Source organism: Bradyrhizobium sp. GW821-FHT13H06 (genome assembly GCF_058803975.1).
In genome coordinates this window covers 74,756-97,313 of record NZ_JBXAPN010000001.1, presented here as the reverse complement: position 1 = coordinate 97,313, position 22,558 = coordinate 74,756, and the positions used below count along the sequence as shown (strand labels likewise).

Here is a 22,558-nt window from a genome sequence, read left to right as displayed (position 1 = left end):
CCGCGTGGATCGCAGAACCGCGTGCCTGCATCAGGCGAGTGCATTCCGGGAGAAGGCCATCGCAGATCCCGAGCACCACGATCAATGGATCGACGAAGCCATCGAATGGTTGGAACGGGCGATGGAAGCGAGCTGTCACGCCGTCATCACCATGGCGGCGGACGACGTTCCGGAGGCGGCCCCCACGACGGCCGCCGAAGCCATGGCCCCGCATCGGCGCATCGTGACTCGCCAATAGATGCGCCGGCGACGTATGCGCCGCTGCGGCAATTGTTCCAGCGACGTAACAATGTTGCGGGTCGACTCTGTTCCCGCGCCCATGCTAGGCCGGGCACAGACCGCAACCAGAGAGACGTCGTGCTCGCAAACCGCCAGCCCTCAGGATCCTGCCGCCCGCGCACCTGGCGCGGGCTGCTGTCCGTGCTGATCGCGGCCGTCTATCTGCTCGCGAGCGCGCTGCACGGCTCGCATGACATCGACGTCACCACGCCCGGCGGCGGCTCGGAGATCGTGGCGGCCCTTGATGGCCCCGCAGGCCACAGCGACCACAAGGTCATCGGCAGCCATCACTGTCATGGCTGCTTCTCGCTCACGGTGACACAGCCGGCGCCGTCGACAGCATCGGTCGCGCTTGTTTCCGCACCGAGCCCGCAACGTGCACCCCGGCTCGCCGGAATTGTCCTGGACACCGACTCGCCGCCTCCCAAACATATTGCCTGAACGGATTGGTCGGGCGTCCCGCGCCCATTAGGTTCATCCTTCACAGGTCGGCTTGATGTTTTTCAGAGGAATGGCCGCGCGCCTGGCGTGCGCGGCGGCGTGTCTGATTGCCGGACTCGCGATTGCGCCGTCTCACGCCCAGACTTTGACGATGCGGAGCGCGTTGTCGCGCGCGCTGGCCGCAAGCCCGCGGCTGACGGCGGCCGAGCGCGACGTCGGCATCGCCACGGGCCAGCGCATCCAGGCAGGCGCCCTCTTCAACCCGGAACTGTCCTACGAGCAGGACGATTCCTTCGGCTCCGGCAAATATCGCGGGACGCGATCGGCCGAGACCACGCTGCAGATCAGCCAGGCCTTCGAGCTGTTCGGCAAGCGCGATGCGCGGATTGCCGCAGGCGTCGCCGGCGTCGAAGTGGCCGCGATCCAGCGCAAGGCCGTCAGGCTGGAGCTGCTGTCGGAGACCGCGATCGCCTTCCTCAGCGTGCTCGGCGCACAGCGGCGCATTCAGATCCTCGACGAGCAGATTGCCGCCATCGACCGCCTGACGCCGCTGCTGCGCCGCCGCGTCGAGGCCGGCGCCTCCTCGCCCGCCGAGACCGGCCGCGCCGAGGTCGCCTCCGCCCTGGTGAAAGCCGACCGCGAGCGCCTCAAGGCGACGCTGGCCAGCGCCCGGCGCGAGCTTGCGGTGCTGATGGGCGATCCAGCCGCGAAATTCGGCGAAGTGTCCGGCAGGCTCGACACCACCGGACGCCCGCCCTCGTTTCAGGCGGTGGTTGCCGCCATCGATGCCAATCCGCAACTGGTGCGCTGGACCGCCGTTTACGCGCAGCGCAATGCCGAGCTGCTGCTGGCGCGGCTCAAACCCTATCCCGACGTGCGGATCGCCGCCGGCTGGCGCCACTTCAACGAAACGGGCGACGATGCGGCGCGCCTGACCGTCTCCGTGCCGATCCCCGTGTTCGACCAGAACCAGGGCAACATCCTCTCGGCGCAGGAAAGCCTCGCCAAGACCAGGGCCGAGCGCGAGGCCAACCGCAACACGCTGATCGTGATTGCCGGCCGCGCCTATGACTCGGTCCAGGGCTCGCTGCGCGAGCTCGCCGTGCTGCGTGAGACCGCGATCCCCAAGGCCGTCGAGGCGTCCGAGGCGATCTCGCAGGGCTACGGCCAGGGCCGCTTCACCCTGCTCGAGGTGCTCGATGCCCAGGCCAGCGTCACCCAGGCGCGGCTGCGCGAGCAGGAGGCGCTGCAGAATTTCCATGCCGGCGTTGCGATCATCGAGGGCCTCGTCGGCAATCCCTTCACGCTGGCGCGGGAGAGCGCACGATGAGGACGTCCTCTACCATCGTCGTTGCCATCGTTGCCGCCGCGCTCGGCGCTTACGGCTATTCCCTGCTCGCCCCGGACAAGCTCGCACACACCGAGCATGCCGAGCATGCCGAAAAGAAGCCGAACGACCATGTCGAGCAGGACGAGCACGGCGCCGACCGCATCCGCATCTCCGACGTCAAGCTCGCGGCCGCGGGCGTCACGCTGGCCGAAGCCGCTGGCGCCACGCTGACCGACACGCTCGCCTTCAACGGCATCCTGCGCGCCAACCAGGAAGCCGTGGTGCAGGTGACGCCGCGCTTTCCGGGCGTCGTCAAATCCATCCTGAAGCGCATCGGCGACAAGGTCGCCAAGGACGATCTGCTTGCCGCGATCGAGAGCAACCAGAGTCTCACCGTCTATGAGCTCAAGGCGCCGTTCGCCGGCACCATCATCGAGCGGCAGATCTCGCTCGGTGAATACGCCTCCGAGCAGAAGCCGGCCTTCGTCGTCGCCGACCTCTCCACCATCTGGGTCGATCTGTCGATCTACCGGCAGGACTTGAGGCGCGTCCGCATCAACGACGAGGTGCTGATCGATCCCGACGACGGCCGCGGCGAGATCAAGGGCACGATCTCCTACATGGCTCCGATCGGCAGTAGCGAGACCCAGACCGCGCTGGCGCGCGTGGTGCTGGCAAATCCGGACGGACGTCTGCGTCCCGGTCTGTTCGTCACGGCGCGGCTGATCCTCGCCGCGCGCAACGTCGCGGTCGCCGTGCGCCGTAGCGCGATCCAGACGCTGGAGAACAGGACCATCGTGTTCGTGCGCGAGGACGGCGACAAGATCGAGGCGCGCCCGGTCGAGCTCGGGGATTCCGATCCGAGGTTCGTCGAGATCAAGGCTGGGCTCGCGGCCGGCGAGCACTATGTCGCGGAGAACAGCTTCGTCGTGAAGGCGGAGATGGGCAAGGGCGAGGCCGAGCATGATTGAGCGTCTCATCGCCGCCTCGCTGCACCAGCGCTGGCTGGTCCTCCTGCTCGCGCTCGGCGCCGTCGCTTTCGGGGCCTGGAATTTCCAGCGCCTGCCGATCGACGCCGTGCCCGACATCACCAACGTCCAGGTCCAGATCAACACCCGCGCGCCCGGCTATTCGCCGCTCGAGACCGAGCAGCGCATCACCTTCCCGGTCGAGACCGCCATGAGCGGGCTGCCGAAGCTCGACTACACCCGCTCGCTGTCGCGCTACGGCCTCAGCCAGGTGACGATCGTCTTCAAGGACGGCACCGACATCTATTTCGCCCGCCAGCTCGTGGGCGAACGCATCCAGCAGGTGAAGGACCAGCTCCCGGCGGGCGTCGAGGTCGCGATGGGGCCGGTCTCGACCGGGCTCGGCGAAATCTTCATGTACACCGTCGAGGCCAGGGCGGGCGCCAAGACACAAGGCGGCCACGACTATTCGCTGACCGATTTGCGCACCGTGCAGGACTGGATCATCCGGCCGCAGCTCCGCAACGTGCCGGGCGTGGTCGAGGTCAACACCATCGGCGGCTTCGAGCGGCAATTCCATGTGCTGCCGGACCCCGGCAAGCTGATGGCCTACCGGCTCGGCTTTCGCGACGTCATGACGGCGCTGGCCGCCAACAACGCCAATGTCGGTGCCGGCTATATCGAGCGCAATGGCGAGCAATATCTGGTGCGCTCGCCGGGGCAGGTCGGCAACATCGCCGAAATCCAGGACATCGTGATCGGCTCGCGCGGCGGCAATCCCGTCAGGATCAGGGATGTCGCGACCGTCATCGAAGGCCGCGATCTGCGCACGGGCGCGGCGACGCGAGACGGCGAGGAAGCCGTGCTCGGCACCGCGATGCTGCTGATCGGCGAGAACAGCCGGACCGTGGCGCGGCGCGTCGCGGCCCGCATCGAGGACATCGCCAAATCGCTGCCCGAAGGCGTCGTGACGCGAACCGTCTACGATCGCACCGATCTGGTCGAAGCCACCATCCGCACGGTGCAGAACAACCTCCTGGAAGGCGCGGCGCTGGTCGTCGCCGTGCTGTTCCTGATCCTCGGAAACATTCGCGCTGCCCTCGTGGTCGCCTGCGTCATCCCTCTGTCCATGGCGATGACGATCACCGGCATGGTCGAGACCAAGGTCAGCGCGAACCTGATGAGCCTGGGTGCGATCGACTTCGGCATCATCGTCGACGGCGCCGTCATCATCGTCGAGAATTGCCTGCGCATGCTGGCCGAGGCCCAGCGCGAGAAGGGTCGCCTGCTCACGCTCCCGGAGCGGCTGCAGGCGATCCAGCGCGGGTCGAGCGATGTCATCAAGCCTAGCCTGTTCGGAACACTGATCATCGCCGTGGTCTACCTGCCCGTGCTGACGCTGACCGGCGTCGAAGGCAAGATGTTCACGCCGATGGCGCTGACCGTGCTCATGGCGCTCGGCGCCGCCGTGCTGTTCTCCATCACCTTCGTGCCGGCGGCCGTTGCCATCTTCGTCACCGGCAAGGTGTCCGAACATGAAAACCTGTTCATGCGGGTCGCCAAGCGCGCTTATCTCCCCCTGCTCCGCTTTGCCATCGACAACCGGGCCGCGGTCGCCATCATGGCCGTGGTCATCGTGGTTGCGAGCGGCATCGCCGCCGCACGCATGGGTGGCGAGTTCATTCCGAGCCTGGACGAAGGCGACGTCGCGCTGGCGTCGATCCGGATTCCCGGCACCAGCCTCACCCAGTCGCTGGACCTGCAGAAGGCCTTGGAGAACCGCATCAAGCAGATCCCCGAAGTGAAGGAGTTCTTCACCCGCATCGGCACCGCGGAGATCGCGACCGACCCGATGTCGCCGGCGCAAACCGACGGCTACATCATGCTCAAACCGCGCGCCGAATGGCCCGACCCGGACAAGCCGAAAGCCGAGGTGATCGAGGCCATCGATCATGCTGCTGACGAGATTCCGGGTAGCGCCTATGAAATCTCCCAGCCGATCCAGTTCCGTGTCAACGAGCTGATTTCCGGCGTGCGCAGCGATGTCGGCATCAAGGTCTTCGGTGATGACCTCGACATCCTGCAAGGCGCCGCAAAACAGGTGGAGGCCGCGATCCGGGGCATCCGCGGCGCCAGCGACGTCAAGATCGAGCAGGTCGCGGGCCTGCCGATCCTCACCGTGCGGCTCGACCGCCAGGCGCTCGCCCGCTACGGCCTCAGCGTCGCCGAGGTGCAGGGCATCGTTGAGATCGCCGTCGGCGGCAAGTCGGCCGGCAAGCTGTTCGAGGGCGACCGCCGCTTCGATATCGTCGTGCGCCTGCCTGAGCATCTGCGCGGCAATCTCGAGGCGATCCGGGCGATCCCGATCCCACTGCCGCCCGGTGAGGAGGCCACGGCCAACACGCCGCTCCGAACAGCATTATCCGCCTCTTCCCTCACCCAGATGCGTTATGTGCCGCTGTCGTCGGTCGCAACCGTCGATGCGACGCCCGGACCCAACCAGATCAGCCGCGAAAACGGCAAACGGCGGATCGTCGTCACCGCCAACGTCCGCGCGCGCGACCTCGGCTCCTTCGTGGCCGAGGCCGAGGCGGCCGTGGCCGAGAAGGTCAAGCTGCCGCCGGGCTACTTCATCGGCTGGGGCGGACAGTTCGAGCAGCTGGTCTCCGCGACCAAGCGGCTCACCATCGTCGTGCCGGTGGCGTTGCTGCTGGTGTTTCTGCTGCTGTTCATGGGCATGGGATCGGCGGCGGATGCGGCGCTGGTGTTTTCGGGCGTGCCGCTGGCGCTGACCGGCGGCGTCGCGGCGCTGCTGCTGCGCGACATTCCCTTGTCCATCAGCGCCGGCGTCGGCTTCATCGCGCTGTCGGGCGTGGCCGTGCTCAACGGACTCGTGATCATCGCCTTCATCGAGCGTCTGCGCAGCGAGGGACGGTCCGTTGTTGAGGCCGTTCGCGAAGGCGCACTGACGCGGCTGCGGCCTGTACTGATGACGGCCCTCGTCGCCTCCCTCGGCTTCGTGCCGATGGCGCTCGCCACCGGTGCCGGCGCCGAGGTGCAGCGGCCGCTCGCGACCGTGGTGATCGGCGGCATCATCTCCTCCACCATGCTGACGCTCTTGGTGCTGCCGGCGCTCTATGTCCTGTTCCGGCGTGACGTAGCGCGGGAAGCGCCTACAATGGGGCCCGACATGGCAGCTTCCGGGGAGCGCTAGAGGTGGGAAGCCACGACCATCACGGCCATCACCACCATGACCATGCCGGCCACGCCCATGATCATGGACTTGGCCATGGTCTTGGCCATGCGCATGTCCATGCGCCCGCCACTTTCGGCAAGGCGTTCGCGATCGGCATTTCGCTCAACACCGCGCTGGTCGTGGCCGAGGCGGTCTACGGCTATATCGGCAACTCCACCGCCCTGCTCGCGGACGCCGGTCATAATCTTTCCGACGTGCTCGGCCTCGTGGTGGCCTGGGGCGCCTCGATCGCAGCGCGCCGCGCCCCGAGCGGCCGCTTCACCTACGGCCTGCGCGCCTCCACCATCCTCGCGGCCCTTGCGAACGCGGTGTTCCTGCTGGTCGCGACCGGCGCGATCGGCTGGGAGGCGATCCTGCGCCTGCAGCAGCCGGAGCCGGTCGCAGGCGTTACGGTGATGGTGGTCGCCGGCATCGGCATCCTCATCAACGGGTTGACCGCCATGCTGTTCGCGAGCGGACGCAAGGACGACATCAACATCGAAGGCGCCTACCTGCACATGGCGGCCGACGCCGCCGTCTCGCTCGGCGTCGTGGTCTCGGCGGCGCTGATCATCTGGACGGGCTGGCTCTGGCTCGATCCCATCACCAGCCTCGTCATCTGCGCCACCATCCTCTGGAGCACCACCAGCCTGCTGCGGGGCTCCATCGACATGTCGATGGCGGCCGCGCCCAAGGGCACCGACCTCGCCGCGATCAGAGCTTTCCTTCTGGCGCGTCCGGGCGTCTCAGGGATCCACGATCTCCATGTCTGGCCGATCTCCACCACCGAGACGGCGCTGACCTGCCACCTCGTGCTGCCCACAGGCACGGACGACGCATTCCTGATGCAGACGGCGCAGCTCTTGAAGACATCCTTTCGCATCGGCCACACCACCCTCCAGGTCGAGACGCGTCCCGACAATGGCTGCGCGCTGGCGCCGGATGATGTGGTGTGAGGAGCACACAACGGCACGCCTTAATCTCCGCTGTCGTCCCGGACAAGCGCGCCTAAAGCCCGCGCTGATCCGGAACCCAACCACAGGGAATGATTTGGCGAAGACTCGGAGTTACCAGCTTCGCGCCAAAGTTCTCCCTGTGGTTATGGTTCCCCGCGTTCGCGGGGACGACACCGAGGGTGTGGCAACGACGTGTGCCACAATGCCCCTTAGTCGTGAACTTACGCCGCCTTCGCCGTCACGATCCAGATCGCGCCTTGCAACTCGACGGTCTGTCCCTTGAGGAACGGCGCGAGCGTTTCGCGGATCGAAGCCTTGGCGGCCTCGTAGGTCTCGGGCGGATGGCCCTGCAGCGCGCGGCTGGCTGGGCCGATCTGCAGCGAACCGTCGACCGCAGCATCGAGGCCGCCGCCGATCGCGATGTCCATTGCGAGATTGTGCGGCTCCATCGCCACGTCCACGAAGCCTGCGCCTTTCAGGATGCGCATCACGCGCTCCTCCGAGGCGAAGGCGAACGGGCCCGGCTCTTCCGGCCCGACCGGCGGCATTTTCGGCACATGCTTGTAGACCGCCATCAGCGGCGCCATCATCCAGGGATTTTCCTTCGGCTCGCGCCAGCAGGCGAAGGCGAGCCGCCCGGATGGCTTCAGCGCGCGGCGCAGGTTGGTGAAGGACGCGGTGGGGTCGGCGAAGAACATCACGCCGAAGCGCGAGGCCAATAGATCGAAACTCGCCGGCTCGAACGGATAGACGGTCGCATCCGCCAGCACGAAATCGAGCGGCAGGCCCTTTGGCGCAAATGCGCGCGCCTGCGACAGCATCGGCTCGGACACGTCGAGGCCGAGCGCAAATCCATTCGGCGCCACCGCCTTCGCGAACGCCACCGTCGTCGCACCGGAGCCGCAACCGACGTCGATCACACGCTCGCCCGGCTTCGGCCTGGCGCGGTCGATCAGCACGTCGGCAATGGGGCCGAGCAAGTTCTCCTGCGCCGCATGGCGGTCGGCCCAGCGCTGCCCGCTCGGCCCGTTCCAATAGGCGATCTGGTCGGCGTTTTGCTCGTGTCCGCTAGGCTGTTGCATCACACTCTCCGCGCCGGACGCCGCCGGCTCAAGACGCTTATCCGCACGTCGTTCCCTACCGCAAGGACGAATTCCGCGCCGGACATGATCGGTCCGACAGCCATGCCAAGTTGACACAGCCGAGCAACCCTGCATTAACTTAGCCGAACAGGAGCCCCCCCGTGAAATCGGAACGGTCGGTCGGCATCGATTGCCTGCGCGCAATTTCGATCATTTGGGTGTTGCTTTATCATTTTGGCCCGCACCAGATATTCAACCGCGGCACGTTTGGCGTCCTGCTGTTCTTCATCATCAGTGGCTACTGCATCGCATTCAGCGTCGAGACATCACAATCGGCGTGGCACTTTTACGCCAAGAGGCTCGGTCGCCTCCTGCCGGCACTAATCGTCTGCGGCCTACTGACCACGACCTTCAAGAATGTCATGCCCGAACTGGTTGAGCCTGGCCGTGGGGTGACTTGGTTCGACTACGCTTATACCCTGATTTCCCTTCCAACTATCAATGTCCTCCACGTCGATCATCATCTGCCCGACGGCGCCTATTGGTCATTGCAGATCGAATTTCAGTTCTACGTGTTCTGCTGCATGATGATCGCGCTCGGCCTCAAGCAACACCTGCTGGCGCTGCTCTGCGTAGTAACCGTTTTCCGCACACTGACCACCAGCACAGACTTCTACACCTCCAACGATTTCTTCCCGTTCTTCATTGCCGGTATGAGCGTCGCAGCTCTCGTCAGGGGGCACAGCAAGGAGGGCATCATCGGACTCGTCGTGGCGTTCTCGGTCGAACTCTATCATTTGAAGTTCAACGTCAAACAGCCATCAGTCCCGATCGAAATGTACAGATCCCTGCTGCTTTGGTCCGGCACGGCTGCCGTCTATCTCGCCGCGCGCCATGACCATGTCCTGCTTCGATCGTTCCGCTTCTTGGCCATTCCCTTGGCCTTCATCGGCGTCATCAGCTATCCACTCTATCTGCTTCATCAGGACATCGGAAATATGATCCTACAGTGGGCCCATATCGGCCGGGACTACAAGTCCGCCGTGATCATTCGGGCTTTCGTGCTGCCGCTCTTCCTCGCTGCGATGGCTTGGCTGGTCTATGCACTTGTCGAGAAACCGACGATCAAGCCGCTGACCGCATTGCTGGCCAACCCGCTCGCCAGGCTTCGACAATGGCGGCCGGGAAAGCCGGAAGGCGACTGTCCGGCCGCGGTGCCGAGCGGTAACATCGCGCGTCAGGAGCCGGTCGGATAGAATAGATCCTATCCGCACTTTCGCGAGCGAATTGACGGAGGCTGGTGGGCGGTCACGGATTCGAACCGCGGACCCTCTCGGTGTAAACGAGATGCTCTAACCAGCTGAGCTAACCGCCCCTCGCCGCCTGTTTATCCCTACCCGCCCTTGATGAGCAAGCCCGACCTCAATCCCCCGGCCTTCCCGGCAGCAGCGGCACGGCGTCGATCCACACCGCCGCCGATTGGCACCAGATCTGCCGAACCGGCCGCAATTGGTCGCGCTGGCGGATACTGCCCCAGCGGATGCCCCAATCGTCAGCCTGGTCGCCTTCGCCGCTCGTGAACAGCGGGGAACCGCAGTCGGCGCAGAAGTGCTGGAAGCGCATCCGGCCGTTGTCGCCGCGCTTGCCGTAGATTTTTGGCGTGCCGGCGGTCAGGCGGACATCGGCCGCGGAGCAGATCGCGGTGACCCGGAACGGCGAGCCCGTCAGCGTCTGACAGTCCCGGCAATGGCAGACCGAGACGGCCTCGGGGTCGATCTCGGCTTCAAAGGTGATCTGCCCGCAATGGCATTGCCCGTCGATGTGCATTGCCTCCTCCCCTTCCCCCAAAACAAAAACGGCGCCCGAAGGCGCCGTTTTATCATCTTTCGCCTGATCTCAGTGAGCGGTCAGGCCGCCGGCGGCCTCGTCTCCGTCCGGCTTCACCGTCACCTTGGTGTCCTCTTCCCAGACGATCGGCACGGGCTTCCTCACCAGCGCCTTGGCGATGACGTCGTCGAGGCGCGAGACCGGGATGATCTCCATGCCGCCCTTGATCGCATCGGAAATCTCCGTGAGATCCTTGGCGTTGTCCTCGGGGATCAGCACCGTCTTGATGCCGCCGCGGGCCGCAGCCAGCAGCTTCTCCTTCAGGCCGCCGATCGGCAGCACGCGGCCGCGCAGCGTGATCTCGCCGGTCATCGCGACATCGTGGCGGACCGGGATGCCGGTCATGACCGAGATGATCGCGGTGGCCATGGCGACACCTGCGGACGGACCGTCCTTCGGCGTCGCGCCCTCCGGCACGTGCACGTGGATGTCGCGCCGGTCGAACAGCGGCGGCTCGACGCCGTAGTTGATCGCGCGCGAGCGGACGTAGGATGCCGCCGCCGAGATCGACTCCTTCATCACGTCACGCAGATTGCCGGTGACCGTCATCTTGCCCTTGCCGGGCATCATGACGCCTTCGATCGTCAGCAACTCGCCGCCGACATCCGTCCAGGCAAGGCCGGTGACGATGCCGACCTGCGGCTCGCTCTCGATCTCGCCGAAGCGGTACTTCGGCACGCCGAGCAGCTCTTCCAGAGTCTTCTCGGTGACCTTGACCGACTTCTTCTTGGAGATCATCAGCTCCTTCACCGCCTTGCGGGCGAGTGTCGAGAGCTCACGCTCCAGATTACGCACGCCCGCTTCGCGGGTGTAGCGGCGGATCAGAAGCAGCAGCGCGTCGTCGTCGATCGAGAACTCCTTGGAGTCCAGGCCGTGCTTGGACACCGCGTTCGGGATCAGGTGCTTGCGCGCGATCTCGACCTTCTCGTTCTCGGTGTAGCCCGCGATCCGGATGATCTCCATGCGGTCCATCAGCGGGCCGGGAATATTCAGCGTATTCGCGGTCGTGATGAACATCACGTTGGACAGATCGTAGTCGACCTCGAGATAGTGGTCGTTGAACGTCGCGTTTTGCTCGGGGTCGAGGACCTCGAGCAAGGCCGAGGACGGATCGCCGCGGAAATCGGCGCCCATCTTGTCGATCTCGTCCAGCAGGAACAGCGGATTGGACGACTTCGCCTTGCGCATCGACTGGATGATCTTGCCGGGCATCGAGCCGATATAGGTGCGGCGGTGACCGCGGATCTCGGCCTCGTCGCGCACGCCGCCGAGCGAGACGCGCACGAATTCGCGCCCCGTCGCCTTCGCGATCGACTTGCCGAGCGAGGTCTTGCCGACGCCGGGAGGTCCGACGAGGCACAGGATCGGCCCCGTCAGCTTGTTGGCGCGCGACTGCACCGCGAGATACTCGACGATGCGTTCCTTGACCTTCTCGAGCCCATAGTGATCCGAATCTAGGATGGCCTGTGCAGCCTCCAGGTCCTTCTTCACCTTGGACTTCTTGTTCCACGGAATCGACAGCAGCCAATCCAGATAGTTGCGCACGACGGTCGCTTCCGCGGACATCGGCGACATCTGGCGCAGCTTCTTCAATTCATGCTGCGCCCGCTCGCGCGCTTCCTTGGAGAGCTTGGTCTTGGAGATCTTCTCTTCGAGATCGGCGAGATCGTCGCGACCATCGTCGTCGCCGAGTTCCTTCTGGATCGCCTTCATCTGCTCGTTGAGATAATACTCGCGCTGGGTCTTCTCCATCTGGCGCTTGACGCGCGAGCGGATGCGCTTCTCGACCTGCAGCACCGAGATCTCGCTCTCCATCAGGCCCAGCACCTTCTCCAGGCGCGTGGTGACGGACAGCGTCTCCAGGATGCCCTGGCGGTCGGCGATCTTGACGGCGAGATGCGAGGCAACGGTGTCGGCGAGCTTGGCGAAGTCGGTGATCGCCTGCACGACGCCGACGACCTCGGCCGAGATCTTCTTGTTGAGCTTCACATAGCTCTCGAAGTCGGACACGACCGAGCGCGCCAGCGCTTCCGCCTCGACCGACTTTGCATCGGTGTCGGCGAGCGCAACGGCAGTTGCCTCGTAATAGTCGGCGCGGTCGGTGTATTTTGCCACGCGCGCACGCTCGAGCCCTTCGACCAGCACCTTCACGGTGCCGTCCGGAAGCTTCAAGAGCTGGAGCACGCTGGCAAGCGTCCCGGTCTCGTAGATGGCATCGGGCGCCGGATCATCGTCGGACGCGTTCTTCTGCGTCGCGAGCATGATCAGCGCATCGTTCTTCATCACCTCTTCGAGCGCGCGGATCGACTTCTCGCGGCCGACGAAGAGCGGCACGATCATGTGCGGGAAGACGACGATGTCGCGCAGCGGCAGCACGGGATAAGCGTGCGTTTCGCCATGGACGATGGTTGGCCGGGGTTTGGGATTGGTCATGGCCTTTTCCTTTTGCTTTGCCCCCTTGCACGCAGCCCGCTGATGATGCGCAACCGCCACAAGGTGCCGAGGTGATCCGCAGAACCGATCGGTCCTCTACGAGTTGGACCGGCTCGCCGGATTGACTGAGGCGAATCTTGAAGAGAATTTTCGCTCGCCGCCGACATTAGGTGGCTATCGACCCGGGGGGTGTCAAGCCATTGAAAAACGCGCGCCATCAGGCGCTTACGCACGCAAACAAGCGACGCAACACCGGCTGCGGAGATACAGTTCCGCAGCCCTTCTCAAGGAGAGGATTGGAGCGCTCCAGCGCCGCCAGATCAGGCGCTGGCGTTCTCGACGGCGCGATCGGATCGATCGGCATAGATGTAGAGCGGGCGCGCCGTTCCTTCCACCACTTCGCGGGAAATCACGACTTCTTCCACACCTTCCAGGCCCGGCAGGTCGAACATGGTCTCGAGCAGGATCGCCTCAAGGATCGAGCGCAACCCGCGCGCGCCGGTCTTGCGCTCGATCGCCTTGCGGGCGACCGCGCCAAGCGCCTCGTCGGCGAAGGTCAGCTCGATGTTCTCCATCTCGAACAGCCGCTGGTATTGTTTCACCAGCGCGTTCTTCGGCTCGGTCAGGATCTTCTTCAGCGAGGTCTCGTCGAGGTCCTCGAGCGTCGCCACGACCGGCAGACGGCCGACGAACTCGGGGATGAGGCCGTACTTCAGGAGGTCCTCAGGCTCGACGTGACGGAAGATCTCGCCGGTACGGCGGTCCTCCGGGGCGAGCACCTGGGCGCCGAAGCCGATCGAAGTCGACCGCCCGCGCGCCGAGATGATCTTCTCGAGGCCGGCGAAAGCGCCGCCGCAGATGAAGAGGATGTTGGTGGTATCCACTTGCAGGAACTCCTGCTGCGGATGCTTGCGGCCGCCCTGCGGCGGGACCGAAGCCACCGTGCCTTCCATGATCTTGAGCAGCGCCTGCTGCACGCCCTCACCCGACACGTCGCGCGTGATCGAGGGATTGTCGGACTTGCGGCTGATCTTGTCGATTTCGTCGATATAGACGATGCCGCGCTGGGCGCGCTCGACATTGTAGTCGGCGGCCTGGAGCAGCTTCAGGATGATATTCTCGACGTCCTCGCCGACATAGCCGGCTTCGGTCAATGTCGTCGCATCCGCCATCGTGAACGGCACGTCCAGGATACGGGCGAGCGTCTGCGCGAGCAGCGTCTTGCCCGAGCCGGTCGGACCGATCAGCAGGATGTTCGACTTCGCGAGCTCGACGTCGTTGTGCTTGGTCTGATGATTGAGGCGCTTGTAGTGGTTGTGCACCGCGACCGACAGGACCTTCTTCGCATGGCTCTGGCCGATCACGTAATCGTCCAGCACCTTGCAGATTTCCTTCGGCGTCGGAATCCCGTCGCGCGACTTGACCAGCGAGGACTTGTTCTCCTCGCGGATGATGTCCATGCAGAGCTCGACGCACTCGTCGCAGATGAAGACCGTGGGACCCGCGATCAGTTTGCGGACTTCGTGCTGGCTCTTGCCGCAGAACGAGCAATATAGCGTGTTCTTGGAGTCGCTCGTGCCGACCTTACTCATTCCTGTCTCCGTCCGCGGTTCGATCCCGTTCCGCTCGATCGCTCCATTCCGACACGATGGCCGGCATGAAGCTTAAGTAGAGCAAATTCCGTACCAAAAAAGACCCTACGCATTACATCCCGTGCGAATCACGGTCACTCGATTCTCCCGCGATCATAGCCGATCAGTCGTAGCCAACCATGCTGTCACCCGACTATCAAGAATTCGCTAATCGGACGCCGCCGGCTACCCGTGACAATACCGTGATTTCCGGTCTTGGCACGGACGAAGTGATCGAAATCACCCCGGCGTTGCTGGATTGCCACGAAAAAAGCACGAAAGCGGAACTTTCTGCGTGTCGCAGCGCGCAAAACCGCATTTTGCGACGCGCGCACCCGCACCTAACGTGGACGCACCCCGACGGGTCCACGGCGATCTGAGGGATCGCCGTGACGACCGTAGTGCTACGGAGCCTTCACCGGCGCCGGCTCCTCGGCGCGCCTGTCGATGACCTTGTCGACCAGGCCGAACTCCTTGGCGTCGTTCGCAGTCAGGAACTTGTCGCGTTCCAGCGCATCCTCGATCGCCTTGTAGGTCTGGCCGGTGTGCTTGACGTAGATCTCGTTGAGACGCTTCTTCAGGTTGAGGATTTCCTGGGCGTGCAGCATGATGTCGGTGGCCTGGCCCTGGAAGCCGCCGGAGGGCTGATGCACCATGATACGCGCGTTCGGCAGCGAGAAGCGCATGTCCTTCTCGCCAGCGGCGAGCAGCAGCGAGCCCATCGAGGCCGCCTGGCCCGTGCACAGCGTCGAGACCGGCGGGCGAATGAACTGCATGGTGTCGTAGATCGCAAGGCCCGACGTCACCACGCCGCCCGGCGAATTGATGTACATCGAGATTTCCTTCTTCGGGTTTTCCGCCTCGAGGAACAACAGCTGCGCGACGACCAGCGTCGACATGCCGTCCTCGACCGGCCCGGTCAGGAAAATGATGCGCTCCTTCAGGAGGCGCGAGAAAATGTCGTAGGCGCGCTCGCCACGGTTGGTCTGCTCGACCACCATGGGCACGAGGTTCATGTAGGTTTCAACCGGATCGCGCATGAGTCACCTAGGGTTTTCGGAGACGGACATCGCCGGGCCTGGCCGCCAGTTTGGCTGGATTTGCCGGAAGGGCGAATGGACGTCCTGTGATGCAGGAACTTGGTAGAGGTAGAAGGCGTAGCGACAGATATAGCCCAATTCGCTCCTGACAAGTGCGGAGCGCATTAAGGCTTAATCCTCGAACCAGTTGAAGCTGATTCGTACAAAGAGGCCCAGCCGGCCATCTGGCTAGCTGGGCCCCTTCGCTGATCATCCTTAATGGAAGACTGTCTCAGAGCCCCATTCCGATGGTATCGGAACGGGCCTCTGGATTTTGGTTTTGACGCGTTTTCTCTACGCGAACCGGTATCCACTTCGCTCGAAAACGCTACAGACCCTTCAGGCTGCGGTCTTTTCCGCGTCGTCGTCCTTGTAGAGGTCCTCGCGCGAGACCTTCTTCTCGGTCACGTTGGCGAGTTCGAGGATGAAGTCGACGACCTTGTCCTCGTAGATCGGTGCACGAAGCTGGGCCAACGCCTGGGCGTTGTTACGGTAATAGTCCCAGACCTCCTTCTCGCGGCCGGGCATCGAGCGCGCGCGCTCGATCACGGCGCGGCCGACCTCGTCGTCGGTCACGGTGATCTTGTTCTTCTCGCCGATCTCGGAGAGCACGAGGCCAAGCCGCACGCGGCGATCGGCGATCTTGCGGTACTCCTCCTTGGCGGCGTCCTCCGTGGTGTCCTCGTCGGCGAAGGTCTTGCCGGCGGAATCCATCTCGGCCTTGACCGAGTTCCACATCAAATTGAACTCCTCGTCGACCAGCGAAGGCGGCGCCTCGAAGCGATGCGCCTCGTCGAGGCGATCGAGCAGCGCGCGCTTGACGCGCTGGCGCGTCGCGGTCGCGAACTCGGCAGAAAGGCGCTCGCGCGCGGCTTCCTTGAGCTTGTCCAGCGATTCCAGGCCGAGCGACTTGGCGAATGCGTCGTCGATCGCAAGGTCCTGCGGCGCCTCGATCAGGGTCGCAGTGGTCTCGAACTCGGCCGGCTGACCGGCGAGCTTGTCGTTCATGTAGTTCTTGGGGAACGACACCTTCAGCGTGCGGGTCTCGTTCGCGCCGATGCCGATCAGCTGCTCCTCGAAGCCCGGGATGAAGGTGTTGGAGCCGATCACGACCTGGATGCCTTCGCCGGTGCCGCCCTCGAAGACTTCGCCGTTGATGCTGCCCTTGAAGTTGATGGTGACGCGGTCGCCCGAGGCCGCCTTGGCGCCCTCACCCTTGTCGGCAAAGGTGCGGTTGGTATCGGCGATGCGCTTGATCGCCTCGTCGACGTCGGTGTCGGTGACGTCGGCGACGGGCTTCTCGACCTGGAAGGTCTTGAAGTCGGCGAGCGCGATCGCCGGCACCACTTCGATCGCAACCGTGTAGGTCAGATCGGTCTTGCCGCTCAGCAGCTCCTCGACATCCTTCTGCTCCGTCGGCATGGTGATCTTCGGCTCGGTCGCGAGGCGGAAGCCGCGTTCGGAGAACAGCTGCGTGTTGGTGTCGCGAATGGTCTGGTCGATGGTTTCGGCCATCACAGAGCGGCCATAGACCTTCTTCAGGTGCGCGACCGGCACTTTGCCCGGACGGAAGCCGTTGATGCGGACCTTGTCCTTGAGGTCGACGAGCTTGGCGCCGGCCTTGGCATCGAGATCAGACGCGGGAACGCTGATCTTGAACTCGTGCTTCAAACCTTCCGAGAGGGTTTCTGTGACCTGCATGGCGTCCAATCTTCTTCTCGTTCGGTCCCGGCACGTCGCGCGTCGGGACGCTGTCATTAATCGATCCGGCGCGAGGCAAACGCCTCACCACCGGTGGTTCATCGGACCGGCTCCAGACGGACGATCATCCGCAGAAGCAGGTCTCGTAATCCGTGCAAACGCGATAAGCGCTTGGTGCGGGCGGAGGGACTCGAACCCCCACAACTTTCGTCACTGGAACCTAAATCCAGCGCGTCTACCAGTTCCGCCACGCCCGCGTGAATTTGCATCAAGACCGGCCGCGATGCCGCGGGCGGCCGGGCTTATAGCATGTGCCTGACTGTTCGCAGCAAAAAAATGGCTGGTTGGAGGCATGCTTCAAGTAGGCACGATGGCTGGACTTATCCAGCGCGGCATGATCCGGATCGCCCCATGAAACCGCGGATTCCTGACCCGACCCGACGCGAGGTTTTGGCCGGTCTCGGGGCCTCGGCGGCCGGGTTGATGACCGGCGGCGCAGGGCCGCTTGTGACCGCCCAGCTTGCGCTTCAGGCAAGGCCGGCAACCCTGGCTTCGAAGGCGGGGCAACCAGCTACAGCAATCTGGGAGCTGGCCGCCGTAAGCCATCTCGGGACCGTCCGTCTCAAGCGCGGCGACCGATGCGAGGTGGTGTTTCGCAACGACCTGCCTGTGCCACTTGCGCCGGTCTGGTACGGCCTCAATGGCGCGACTGCCGCCGACCCGCTGCGAGGGCGCGCGCCCGCCGCACCAGACACGACCGAAACATCAATTATTTCAACACCAAACGCGGGAACCCTGCTGGCGGACTTCCGTCTCTTCGAGGGCAGCCTGAAGCAGCCTGCGCGCCCGCTCCCGATCATCGTGGCCGAGACCAGCCGGGTTGCCGCCGACCGTGACGAGGTCCTGCTGATCGAGGAATGGCGTCTGCGGCCGGATGGCACCGCGGTCCCGCCGGGCCAGGACCCGAAGGACACGACACCGCTCTACACGGTCAATGGCAGAACTTCATTCGAACTCTCAGCCGCGGCCAATGAGCGGCTGCGACTGCGCTTCATCAACGGCTCCCAACGTACTGTTCTGGCGATCAGATTGGGAAGCCACGAGGTCCGCGTGATGGCCCTGGACGGCCAGCCGGCCGAGCCGTTCCCCGCCCGCAATGGCGCCCTGGTGCTGGCCCCGGGCGCGCGAGCCGACGCATTTGTGGATGCAGCGACATCGGCCCCATTCCTGCTCCATGACGGCAAGGAGGCGCGCCAGGTCGGAAGCCTCGTCATCTCCGGGAAGTTGGAGCGCGCGCCGCTGTTGCCGCCGCAGCCGCTCCCTTCGAACGACCTTCCCGAGAAGCTCGATCTGAGAGGCGCCCTGCGGTTCGATGTCGCGCTTGGCGCAGCCGACGCCGCCTGGACGCGGCCCGCGAACTTCTCCACGGCCTCCGCCCCCGTCTTCCGCGCCAAGCCCGGCCGCACGGTCGTGCTGACGCTGAAGAACTCCGGTCCGATCGCCACCATCTTCAATCTGCACGGCCACCCCTTCCGCCTGCTCGACACGCTCGACGACGGCTGGAAGCCCTATTGGCTCGACACGCTCGCGATCGAGCCCGGCCAGACCCAGCGCATCGCATTCGCGGCAATCTCACCCGGACGCTGGCTGATCGAATCCGTCGCAACCGACTGGGCCGCGCCGCGCCTGGTGCGCTGGTACGCGGTGGAGTGAGGGCTCAGTATTCCACCCCAAGCGCGTCGTAGATGCGCCGGTGCACGGCCGGCAGGGTCTCGGTGAGGTCCTCGGCGATCAGACCCGGCCCCGCCTCGCTTGCCGCCTCGCCGTGCATCCACACGCCGATGCTGGCGGCTTCGAAAGCCGGGACGCCTTGCGCCAGGAGCCCTGCGATGATGCCGGAGAGCACGTCGCCGGCACCGGCCGTGGCGAGCCAGGGCGGCGCGTTGGCGGCGATGGTGGCGCGGCCGTCAGGGGCGGCGATGGTGGTGTCCGGGCCTTTCAGGAGCACGACGGCGCCGGAGCGTTCGGCGGCAGCGCGGACGCGCTCGAGCTTGGAGCGGCCGGGATGCTTGTTGCTGAGATCGGAGAACAGGCGCGGAAATTCGCCCTCATGCGGGGTCAGCACCACCGCATTGTCCCGCGAGGACTTGATCGATTCGAACAGGCGCTCGGGGGTCGCGGCAAAGCTCGTCAGCGCATCCGCATCGAGCACCAGATGCCGCTGCGCGTTGAGGGCAGTGTGAACGAGGTCGCAGGTGCGCTCACCGATGCCCGCGCCGGGACCGATGATGCAGGTACTATAGCGCTTGTCGCCGAGCAGCTCGCCGAACTCGATCGCGGTGTCGACGGGGCGAACCATCACAGCAGTCAGCGCGCCCGCATTGATCGCGAGCGCATCGCGCGGGCTCGCCAGCGTCACGAGGCCTGCGCCAGCCCGCAGCGCTCCGCGCGCAGCGAGCCGCGCGGCGCCTGTCGCTGCCGCATCGCCGGACACCGCCAGCACGTGACCCCGCGCGTATTTGTGGCCATCGATGCGCGGCACCGGAAAGGCGGCGCCCCAGAGGTCCGGATCGTTCTCGAAGGTCTGCGGCGCGATCTCGTCCAGCACCTGCGCATCGATGCCGATGTCGGCGACGCGCACGCGGCCGCAATGCATCCGCCCGGGCAGAAGCAGATGCGCCGGCTTCTTGCGGAAGAAGGTGACGGTCTCGGTGGCGTTCACCGCCACCCCCATGACGGCCGCGCTGGTGCCGTTGATGCCGCTCGGCAGGTCGACCGCGAGCACCGGGGCACCGTTGGCGTTGATCGCCTCGATCATTTCGCGCGCCTCGCCGTCGACGGGACGGCTGAGACCGGCGCCGAACAGCGCATCGACGATCAGCGCAGGCTTTCCGATTGCCTGGGGGTTGAACGGAAGCACCGGATGCTTCCAGCCGCGCGCCGCGGAGGCCGCATCGCCCTGGAGCTGATCGCGCTCGCACATCGGGATCACCGAGACCTCCCGCCCCTGCGCGGCGAGCTCGGCGGCCGCGACAAAGCCGTCGCCGCCATTATTGCCCGGGCCGGCCACGATCAGGATCGGCCCCTCCTCCACCAGCGCATGGGCGGCCTTGGCGACCGCCTGGCCCGCGCTCAGCATCAGCTTGAAGCCGGGCGTACCGGCCGCAATGGCGAGCTGGTCGGCGCGCTGCATTTCGGCGTTGGTCAGAACTTCCATGCCACTTCCTAGTACAATCGCCTCTTCAACAGGCACCTTCCGTGCCGATCCGACGGCGAAAACATCGATCTGCACATATATTGAACCGTTTGCCTATTTCGTAGTCTTCGGTATTTTGTGCAGATCGGCGCCACCACCCAGGGATGCTCGTTAAAAGGCTGATAACGCTCCAATAACCAGGGCATTTGCAACTTGGCATAGACCCTGCTTTCGAGGAAGCCGCTTCGGTTCGTCGTGCTCACTGGCATCTTAGGGTGTGGCCGGCCGTTGTTGCCGGACTGGTCAGGGATCCCGGCATAGATGAAGACAAGATCGTGCGTTGAGAAATGCGCATCCTGACGAAGACGTTGCTATTTGATCGAGAGGCCGGGAGTCGCGCAGTGAAGAAAATCGAAGCCATCATCAAGCCATTCAAGCTCGACGAGGTGAAGGAAGCGCTTCAGGAAGTCGGCCTTCAGGGCATCACCGTCACCGAAGCCAAGGGCTTCGGCCGGCAGAAGGGTCACGCCGAACTTTACCGCGGCGCAGAATACATCGTCGACTTCCTGCCGAAGGTAAAAATCGAGATCGTGATCGGCGACGATCTGGTCGAGCGCGCCATCGACGCGATCCGCCGCGCCGCGCAGACCGGCCGCATCGGCGACGGCAAGATCTTCGTCTCCAACATCGAAGAGGCGATCCGCATCAGGACCGGCGAATCCGGGCTGGACGCTATCTGAGCCGGGTGCTATCCCGCATTTTGCGACACTCCGACAAGAAATAAGGCTGCTTCGGCGGCCTGATTTCGTTTGTGCGGTCGCGCAAAACTCGCCCAAAGCGAGAACGAGTTTGCTCATCTGGAAACCGATCCGCAGAGCCAAAAGGGGTATGCATGAAGACCGCCAAAGACGTCCTGAAATCGATCAAGGACAACGACGTCAAGTACGTCGACCTGCGCTTCACCGATCCGCGCGGCAAGTGGCAGCACGTCACGTTCGACGTCAGCATGATCGATGAAGACATCTTCGCCGAAGGGACGATGTTCGACGGGTCCTCGATCGCCGGCTGGAAGGCGATTAACGAGTCCGACATGTGCCTGATGCCCGATCCGGTGACCGCGACGATCGATCCGTTCTTCGCCGAGACCACCATGGTCATCACCTGCGACGTGCTCGAGCCGACCACCGGCGAGCCCTACAACCGCGACCCCCGCGGCATCGCCAAGAAGGCCGAGGCGATGGTGAAGTCGATGGGCGTGGGAGACGCCGTGTTCGTCGGCCCCGAAGCCGAGTTCTTCGTGTTCGACGACGTGCGCTTCTCCTCCAGCCCCTACAACACCGGCTTCCGCCTCGACTCCTCGGAGCTGCCGACCAATTCCGACACCGAATATGAGGGCGGCAATCTCGGCCACCGCGTCCGCACCAAGGGCGGCTATTTCCCGGTGCCGCCGCAGGACTCCGTGCAGGACATGCGCTCGGAGATGCTCGGGGCCATGGCCAAGATGGGCGTCAAGGTCGAGAAGCATCACCACGAGGTCGCTTCCGCCCAGCACGAGCTCGGCATGAAGTTCGACACGCTGACGCTGATGGCCGACCACCTCCAGATCTACAAGTACTGCATCCATCAGGTCGCGCACATCTACGGCAAGACCGCCACCTTCATGCCGAAGCCGGTCTATGGCGACAACGGCTCGGGCATGCATGTGCACCAGTCGATCTGGAAGGACGGCAAGCCGGTGTTCGCCGGCAACAAATATGCCGACCTGTCGGAGACCTGCCTCCACTACATCGGCGGCATCATCAAGCACGCCAAGGCGATCAACGCCTTCACCAACCCCTCGACCAACTCCTACAAGCGTCTGGTCCCGGGCTATGAGGCCCCCGTGCTGCTCGCCTATTCCGCGCGCAACCGCTCGGCCTCCTGCCGCATCCCCTACACCGCTTCGCCGAAGGCCAAGCGCGTCGAGGTGCGCTTCCCCGATCCGCTCGCCAATCCCTATCTCGGCTTCGCCGCGATGCTGATGGCCGGCCTCGACGGCATCAAGAACAAGATCGATCCGGGTCCGGCGATGGACAAGGACCTCTACGACCTGCCGAAGGAAGAGCTGAAGCAGATCCCGACGGTATGCGGCAGCTTGCGCGAGGCGCTCGAGAACCTCGACAAGGACCGCGCCTTCCTCAAGGCCGGCGGCGTGTTCGACGACGACTTCATCGACGCCTATATCGAGCTGAAGATGACCGAGGTCGAGCGCTTCGAGATGACCCCGCACCCCATCGAGTTCGACATGTACTATTCGGGCTGAGCGGCTCGAACAGACCGCGACAGGCAAAAGGCGCTTCC

18 protein-coding genes and 2 tRNA genes are annotated in these 22,558 nt (G+C 64.6%); 11 read left to right on the top strand and 9 right to left on the bottom strand.

Annotated features, from left to right (window positions below):
* Window positions 1-4 precede the first annotated feature (4 nt).
* The 6 genes from AC1RQP_RS00495 to AC1RQP_RS00470 all read left to right on the top strand — a co-directional run bounded on the left by AC1RQP_RS00495 (window position 5) and on the right by AC1RQP_RS00470 (window position 7,209).
* The gene (locus AC1RQP_RS00495) at window positions 5-238 is read left to right on the top strand and encodes a hypothetical protein (protein ID WP_492935558.1); all 234 of its coding nucleotides are present in this window, start codon (window positions 5-7) and stop codon (window positions 236-238) included.
* Between the two features lie 119 nt (window positions 239-357).
* Window positions 358-720: a hypothetical protein gene (locus tag AC1RQP_RS00490; RefSeq protein ID WP_492935557.1), complete on the top strand. Its 363-nt coding sequence runs from the start codon at window positions 358-360 to the stop codon at window positions 718-720.
* Window positions 721-775: 55 nt separating this feature from the next.
* Entirely contained in the window at window positions 776-2,050 is a 1,275-nt protein-coding gene (gene ihpA, locus AC1RQP_RS00485; protein WP_492935556.1) for a divalent metal ion exporter subunit IhpA, read from the top strand.
* Window positions 2,047-3,021, top strand: a complete 975-nt coding sequence (gene ihpB, locus AC1RQP_RS00480; protein ID WP_239623863.1) for a divalent metal ion exporter adaptor subunit IhpB — start codon at window positions 2,047-2,049, stop codon at window positions 3,019-3,021. Before ihpA ends, ihpB begins: the two co-directional genes overlap by 4 nt.
* Window positions 3,014-6,232 (top strand): efflux RND transporter permease subunit, encoded by a 3,219-nt coding sequence (locus AC1RQP_RS00475; RefSeq protein WP_492935555.1) that lies wholly within the window; start codon window positions 3,014-3,016, stop codon window positions 6,230-6,232. Before ihpB ends, AC1RQP_RS00475 begins: the two co-directional genes overlap by 8 nt.
* A 2-nt stretch (window positions 6,233-6,234) precedes the next feature.
* Entirely contained in the window at window positions 6,235-7,209 is a 975-nt protein-coding gene (locus AC1RQP_RS00470; protein ID WP_492935554.1) for a cation diffusion facilitator family transporter, read from the top strand.
* A gap of 221 nt (window positions 7,210-7,430) precedes the next feature.
* Here AC1RQP_RS00470 and AC1RQP_RS00465 read toward each other — a convergent pair whose 3' ends face one another.
* Entirely contained in the window at window positions 7,431-8,291 is an 861-nt protein-coding gene (locus tag AC1RQP_RS00465) for a class I SAM-dependent methyltransferase (RefSeq protein WP_492935553.1), read from the bottom strand.
* 161 nt (window positions 8,292-8,452) lie between these two features.
* Between AC1RQP_RS00465 and AC1RQP_RS00460 the strand changes: the two genes are divergently transcribed.
* The gene (locus AC1RQP_RS00460) at window positions 8,453-9,547 is read left to right on the top strand and encodes an acyltransferase family protein (protein ID WP_492935552.1); all 1,095 of its coding nucleotides are present in this window, start codon (window positions 8,453-8,455) and stop codon (window positions 9,545-9,547) included.
* A 42-nt stretch (window positions 9,548-9,589) separates the two neighbouring features.
* On the opposite strand, the gene AC1RQP_RS00455 is transcribed toward AC1RQP_RS00460, so the two are convergent.
* From AC1RQP_RS00455 to clpX, 4 genes are all read right to left on the bottom strand, one after another.
* Window positions 9,590-9,666, bottom strand: a tRNA-Val gene (locus AC1RQP_RS00455).
* A gap of 47 nt (window positions 9,667-9,713) precedes the next feature.
* The gene (locus AC1RQP_RS00450; RefSeq protein ID WP_492935551.1) at window positions 9,714-10,118 is read right to left on the bottom strand and encodes a GFA family protein; all 405 of its coding nucleotides are present in this window, start codon (window positions 10,116-10,118) and stop codon (window positions 9,714-9,716) included.
* 69 nt (window positions 10,119-10,187) lie between these two features.
* Window positions 10,188-12,611 (bottom strand): endopeptidase La, encoded by a 2,424-nt coding sequence (gene lon, locus AC1RQP_RS00445; RefSeq protein ID WP_492935550.1) that lies wholly within the window; start codon window positions 12,609-12,611, stop codon window positions 10,188-10,190.
* A 320-nt stretch (window positions 12,612-12,931) separates the two neighbouring features.
* Window positions 12,932-14,203 (bottom strand): ATP-dependent Clp protease ATP-binding subunit ClpX, encoded by a 1,272-nt coding sequence (gene clpX, locus AC1RQP_RS00440; protein ID WP_008547851.1) that lies wholly within the window; start codon window positions 14,201-14,203, stop codon window positions 12,932-12,934.
* A 179-nt stretch (window positions 14,204-14,382) separates the two neighbouring features.
* Here clpX and AC1RQP_RS00435 point away from each other — a divergent pair, with 179 nt between their 5' ends.
* Entirely contained in the window at window positions 14,383-14,622 is a 240-nt protein-coding gene (locus AC1RQP_RS00435; protein ID WP_492935549.1) for a hypothetical protein, read from the top strand.
* A gap of 24 nt (window positions 14,623-14,646) precedes the next feature.
* On the opposite strand, the gene AC1RQP_RS00430 is transcribed toward AC1RQP_RS00435, so the two are convergent.
* From AC1RQP_RS00430 to AC1RQP_RS00420, 3 genes are all read right to left on the bottom strand, one after another.
* Window positions 14,647-15,282: an ATP-dependent Clp protease proteolytic subunit gene (locus AC1RQP_RS00430; protein WP_028181340.1), complete on the bottom strand. Its 636-nt coding sequence runs from the start codon at window positions 15,280-15,282 to the stop codon at window positions 14,647-14,649.
* Window positions 15,283-15,660: 378 nt separating this feature from the next.
* Window positions 15,661-17,022, bottom strand: a complete 1,362-nt coding sequence (tig, locus tag AC1RQP_RS00425; RefSeq protein ID WP_492935548.1) for a trigger factor — start codon at window positions 17,020-17,022, stop codon at window positions 15,661-15,663.
* 172 nt (window positions 17,023-17,194) lie between these two features.
* A tRNA-Leu gene (locus tag AC1RQP_RS00420) sits at window positions 17,195-17,279 on the bottom strand.
* A gap of 154 nt (window positions 17,280-17,433) precedes the next feature.
* Here AC1RQP_RS00420 and AC1RQP_RS00415 point away from each other — a divergent pair.
* Window positions 17,434-18,735 (top strand): multicopper oxidase family protein, encoded by a 1,302-nt coding sequence (locus AC1RQP_RS00415; protein WP_492935547.1) that lies wholly within the window; start codon window positions 17,434-17,436, stop codon window positions 18,733-18,735.
* A 4-nt stretch (window positions 18,736-18,739) separates the two neighbouring features.
* On the opposite strand, the gene AC1RQP_RS00410 is transcribed toward AC1RQP_RS00415, so the two are convergent.
* Window positions 18,740-20,239, bottom strand: a complete 1,500-nt coding sequence (locus tag AC1RQP_RS00410; protein ID WP_492935546.1) for an NAD(P)H-hydrate dehydratase — start codon at window positions 20,237-20,239, stop codon at window positions 18,740-18,742.
* Window positions 20,240-20,619: 380 nt separating this feature from the next.
* On the opposite strand from AC1RQP_RS00410, the gene AC1RQP_RS00405 reads away from it, so the two are divergent.
* Entirely contained in the window at window positions 20,620-20,958 is a 339-nt protein-coding gene (locus AC1RQP_RS00405; RefSeq protein ID WP_007603495.1) for a P-II family nitrogen regulator, read from the top strand.
* Between the two features lie 152 nt (window positions 20,959-21,110).
* Entirely contained in the window at window positions 21,111-22,520 is a 1,410-nt protein-coding gene (glnA, locus tag AC1RQP_RS00400; RefSeq protein ID WP_131868134.1) for a type I glutamate--ammonia ligase, read from the top strand.
* The last annotated feature ends 38 nt before the right edge of the window (window positions 22,521-22,558 follow it).